Origin of the sequence: Kitasatospora sp. NPDC059599 (genome assembly GCF_042735125.1) — a bacterium.
GTDB lineage: Bacteria > Actinomycetota > Actinomycetes > Streptomycetales > Streptomycetaceae > Kitasatospora.
Genome location: NZ_JBHWCL010000267.1, coordinates 1 through 5088, shown reverse-complemented (window position 1 = coordinate 5088; position 5088 = coordinate 1). Strand labels below are relative to the sequence as shown.

General features: G+C 70.5%; 5 protein-coding genes. 4 read left to right on the top strand and 1 reads right to left on the bottom strand.

Annotated features, from left to right (window positions below):
- Positions 1–91: 91 nt before the first annotated feature.
- From murA to ACFV04_RS43175, 3 genes are all read left to right on the top strand, one after another.
- Positions 92–1408, top strand: coding sequence for a UDP-N-acetylglucosamine 1-carboxyvinyltransferase (gene murA / locus ACFV04_RS43185; RefSeq protein WP_380536551.1), 1317 nt, complete (start codon positions 92–94; stop codon positions 1406–1408).
- A 564-nt stretch (positions 1409–1972) separates the two neighbouring features.
- Complete coding sequence (locus ACFV04_RS43180; protein ID WP_380536549.1) at positions 1973–2110, top strand: hypothetical protein; 138 nt, start codon at positions 1973–1975, stop codon at positions 2108–2110.
- A 740-nt stretch (positions 2111–2850) separates the two neighbouring features.
- Positions 2851–3198 carry a hypothetical protein gene (locus ACFV04_RS43175; protein WP_380536548.1) on the top strand — a complete coding sequence of 116 codons (348 nt, stop codon included), beginning with the start codon at positions 2851–2853 and terminating at the stop codon, positions 3196–3198.
- 128 nt (positions 3199–3326) lie between these two features.
- On the opposite strand, the gene ACFV04_RS43170 is transcribed toward ACFV04_RS43175, so the two are convergent.
- Positions 3327–3743, bottom strand: coding sequence for a hypothetical protein (locus ACFV04_RS43170; RefSeq protein WP_380350239.1), 417 nt, complete (start codon positions 3741–3743; stop codon positions 3327–3329).
- Between the two features lie 508 nt (positions 3744–4251).
- On the opposite strand from ACFV04_RS43170, the gene ACFV04_RS43165 reads away from it, so the two are divergent.
- A complete protein-coding gene (locus tag ACFV04_RS43165; protein ID WP_380350242.1) occupies positions 4252–4812 on the top strand; it encodes a hypothetical protein in 561 nt (186 codons plus the stop codon).
- Positions 4813–5088: the final 276 nt, after the last annotated feature.

The following is a 5088-nucleotide window of genomic DNA, read 5'->3' as shown; positions in this document are numbered from 1 at the left end:
GCGCTGGTGCCCCGCGCCGGAAAGGGGCCCCACCAACCCCGACCGCCAACCAGGCGGCCACCCCTCCCGGCCACCCACCAGGGAGAAACACATGACTCAGCGCCTGATGGTCCACGGCGGAAGCCCGCTCGAAGGCGAGGTCCGCGTCAGCGGTGCGAAGAACCTCGTTCCCAAGGCCATGGTCGCCGCTCTGCTCGGACAGGGCATCAGCCACCTCACCAACATTCCGGACATCCGCGACATCCACGTGGTGAGCGGCCTCCTCCAGCTGCACGGGGTCACTGTCCACCAGGACAACAGCGGGCTGATCCTCGACGCCTCGCACGTGAAGAACGCGAACGTCGAGGACATCGTCGGTCACGCCGGCTCCTCGCGGATCCCGATCCTGTTCAGCGGCCCGCTGCTGCACCGCCTCGGCCACGCCTTCATCCCCGGCCTCGGCGGCTGCGACATCGGCGGCCGCCCGACCGACTTCCACTTCGAGGTGCTCCGCCAGTTCGGCGCCACCATCGAGAACCACCCGCAGGGCACCTACCTGGTTGCCCCGCAGCGGCTGCGCGGCACCAAGATCGAGCTGCCCTACCCCTCGGTCGGCGCGACCGAGCAGGTGCTGCTCACCGCCGTCCTCGCCGAGGGCGTCACCGAGCTGCGCAACGCCGCCATCGAGCCGGAGATCGTCGACCTGATCTGCGTGCTGCAGAAGATGGGCGCGATCATCACCAGGGACGCCGACCGCACCATCCTGATCATCGGCGTCGACGAGCTCTCCGGTTACAACCACCGCGCGCTGCCGGACCGTCTGGAGGCCGCCTCCTGGGCCTGCGCGGCGCTTGCCACCAAGGGCGACATCTACGTCCGCGGCGCGCGCCAGCTGGAGATGATGACCTTCCTCAACACCTTCCGGAAGGTCGGCGGCGCCTTCGAGGTGGACGACGAGGGCATCCGCTTCTGGCACCCGGGCGGCGAGCTCAAGGCGATCGCCCTGGAGACCGACGTGCACCCGGGCTTCCAGACGGACTGGCAGCAGCCGCTGGTCGTCGCGCTGACCCAGGCCACCGGCCTGTCCGTCGTCCACGAGACGGTGTACGAGTCGCGGCTCGGCTTCACCGGCGCGCTGAACCAGATGGGCGCGCACATCCAGCTCTACAGCGAGTGCCTGACCGGTTCTCCGTGCCGCTTCGAACGGCAGAACCACACGCACTCGGCGGTCGTCTCCGGCCCGTCCAAGCTGACCGGCGGAGAACTGCACGTCCCCGACCTGCGCGGCGGCTTCGCTTACCTGATCGCGGCGCTGGCGGCCAAGGGCACCTCCACCCTTCACGGCATCGACCTGATCAACCGCGGCTACGAGAACTTCATGGAGAAGCTGCGCGATCTCGGCGCCGACGCCGAGATGATCACCAGCTGAGCCGGATCCGGTGGGCCCGGGACATCCCGGGCCCACCGGATCTCTGCCCCGACCGGGGCAGACGGGGACCGAGACTGTTCAAGCGCGTGCTGCGGGAACAGGCCAGGGTGGGCCAGCGCGGCAAGCCGGGGTGGCCGACGAGGCTGCGCTGGTGGGGCTTGCCGACCTAGTGGGCCTGTTGCCGTTGTGCGGTGGCGGGCCGACGCCCCCCTGGTGCGTCATCCGTTGGTGTGCCGGGTGCAGGTTCGGGGGTTCGGGGTGGGGGCGGGTGGTGGTCTGCGGGTGGGTGCCGGTGGGGTGCCCGCGTGGTGTTCCGGCCGGGTCAGCCTCGCAGACGCGGTCGGGGGCGCAACCGAGGGCCTGATCCTCCCGGCCAAGATCTTTTGCGTCGGGCGAGGGCCGGGCTATCGCCCCTTTTTGGCCCTCGCCAGCGCCGCAAAACATCTTGGCCGTCCGGGTCCCTCGGTTGCGCCCCCGCCCTATTGCGTCTGCGTGGCAGCCCTTGCCGGAACACCCCGCCAGCGGGCACCCCACCGGCACCCACACCGACCCAAGGAGCACCCGATGGCCGACACCACCGCCACCCCCGCCACCGAGACCACCCCCACCCCCACCCCCGTCGCCGAGGCGGTCGCGAGCCTGGGCGAGCCCGTCTGGTCGACGGCCACGCTCGGCGACATGGCCGGCTCGGACAAGGACTGACCGGCCGGGGCGGGGTCCTTCGGGGCCCCGCCCCGCTCGGGGTTTTGGTGTGGTCGCCCCCTGGCGGGGGCGGCTGTGTTGTGGCCCGGTGGCGTTCACCGTCCCGGTGGCGTCGGCCCCTGGGGGGCCTTTGGCCACCGTGCCGGGCCACCGTGCCTTGGTCACGCCTTCGGCGTGGCTGTGTTGTGGCCCGGCGGCGTTCACCGTGCCGGGTTCTGCCGGCCCTGGGGGGCCGTCAGATCCCGTCCCGGGCCGCCGGGCCGCGGTCGCCCCCTGCCGGGGGGACAGCCGCGCAGTCCGGCCGATTCGTCGGCGGAGTGGACGACCCAGCGGCCCCCGAAGCGATCCCGTGCCTTCGGTAGTCGTCCCTAACGGTTTCGGAGGAAGGCGCCGTCGGCCGCGTCCAATGGCCAATGGCCGCGAACCGCCGCGGTCAGCAGAGAGCCCTTCTGTCCAACGCACCGGTCCGTGCTGGACCGGCGGGCAGATCCACCCGACCAAGCCTGCCGACACCGCGTCGGCACCCGGTTCAGCCTTCGCGTACACCTGGACGGCGGGCCCGGCCGGGGTCCTCCCCGGCACTCGAGCCTGGTGGACAGCGGGGTGAGCGGCAAGGTCGTTCGTCCAGCTGGGCGCTCCACCTTGCCGCTCACCCCGCCGCCCACCCGACGGCCCGCTGTGCCGGGGAGGACCCCGGCCGGGCCCCACGGTCCGTCACCGCCCAGGAAGGCCGGACCATCATGAGCCTCAACCAGCGCAGGATCGCCGCCGCTCTCGTGACCATCGGCGCCGCAGGTATCCTCACCGCCTGTGGTGCGGACGTCGAGCACGGCACCGTCACCGGGAAGCAGCACATCGACTCTTCCCCCGCCACAGTTCCTGCGAGCAGCTGCCACGGGCGTATCTGCAGTGTCAACGTCGGGTCCTTCTCCGTGAGCGCGCCCGTCATCATCTGCAACAAGACCACCTGCACCGCCCTCAAGCCCGAGTACTGGCAGATCACCCTCCGCGACAAGGACGGCAACACCGGTACGGTCCGCGTCACCGAGGACGAGTACCGACGCATCCACGAGGGCGGCACGTACTGAGAGGGGCGGCGAGGCCGGGGACCAAGAGGTCCCCGGCCTCGAGCCGCACTGGAGCCGGCGGTCCGCGGTGCCTTGATCGGTGACCGCAGACCGCCCTGCGGTTCCCGGCCGGAGCGAGTGGCAGGAGATCAGGCCTCGGGCACGTACTGCTCGGGCATGACCACGTGCTGCTCGGGCACGATTGCGACGGCCGTGGCTTCCCCGTCCTCCTCCTTCTTCTCCTCGTTCTCCAATCGGGCCGGCGCCTGTCGTTCGGAGCGTCGCTGGAGCTCTGCGTCTTCGCGGATCATCGCGCGTATCTCCTTGAGCGGGAGCGGAACGAGGTCTGCAAGATCCTGCTCGCTCCCGAACAGCTCTGCGGCTGCCACGACCGCCTTGCGTGCCCGCGTACGAGCCTCCTCCAGGAGGGTCAGTTCCCGGTCCACAGCGGCGAGTGCGGTGGCCTGCTGAGAATGGCGCTGCCGGGCTGCTTCGAGCTCGGCCTTCTGTTGGGCACGCAGCTTTTCCCGTCGTGCCAGTACGGCTTCATTGTGGCGTGAGGTCATGGTCTGCATCGTTACCTCTGATCGGTCATCAGGCAAATGACCTTGACCGCTTCGTGCCTGATCCGGTCGTCCTACCCCGCCGGCCCAGCCCACTGCGTGGGCTGGGCGACGCCCCGGCGGGCCGTCTGCCCGGGGGGCGCGACGGCCGATCCCTGCTGGTCTTGGACAGCCATCATCGCAAGAGTCGACACGTGATCCCGGCCGGGTTGATTTGGGCGCCCCGGCGGTTTTGCACGCAGGGGCCGGGGGCCTCACGTTCGGTCGACAATGGGCTGCTTGCCGCTGCAAATCTCCGGCCTCCATGCGGGCGGCGGGCATGCCTGCTCGGGGGTCCGGCCCGGCACTCGAGCCTGGCAGACGGCGCGGCATGGACCACAAGGCCGGTCGTCGCTTCGCTCCAAGCGACCGGCCTTGTGGTCCCACCTCACCGCCCGCCGGACGGCACGTGCCGGGACGGACTCCCGGCCGGGCACCGACCCGTCACCGCCACACGAAGCCGGAGACCCACGTGCACATCACCTCACCCGCCGCTGACGCGAACGGAATGTCTTCCAAGTCCCCGCTCCTGACCGACCTGCTCAATCGCGCCATCGATCTGATGGAGCACACGGCCGAGCGCATGCGCAAGCGCACCGCTGACGCTGCCTCCCGGAAGGCTGCAGCGTTCGTCGCCGAGAACTTCCCCAGCCTCTTCCCGAAGCAGCTGAGCATGTCCGAATCCTGGAGCGGATGCCTGTGGTGGGGTGAGTTCAACGAGATGCCGCCGAGCGCCGTCGCGTACCTGGACGACAGTGTCTGGCTGCACCAGACCGGGGCTGATGCCATGACCGTCATCACCGCGTGCGGCTGCGGGAGCGGGTACCGGTCGCAGGTGCTGATCGAGCTCGAGCCCGGGCTGGTGTACGAGTACGGCCCGCGTGCGACGAAGGAGGAGAAGGCTGCGAAATTGCTGTGGGAGTTCCTCGACGAGGCTTCGCGCGCTCGGGGCTCGGGGGACGGCAAGGGCTGCGGGCAGTGCGGCAGCGTCCAGAAGCCCGATTACTGGGCCGGCTTCTCCGCCGATCGGTGACCCACTCTGTCGGGACAGCATCGAAAGGCCGGCCGCGGCCGTAGTGCTTCTTACGGTGCCCGATCAGTCGTCAGGCTGCTGATGTCGGAGAGCTCCAGGAGCGGTTACGGCAGTCGGCCGGATTGGCCCCCGCTGAAGAGATTTCTGCGGGGGCCGGAGCCCGCTGGCGCGGTCTCCGTCCCGGGGGCCGGAGCCCGCTGGCGCGGTCTCCGTCCCGGGGGCCGGAGCCCGCTGGCGCGGTCTCCGTCCCGGGGGCCGGAGCCCGCTGGCGCGGTC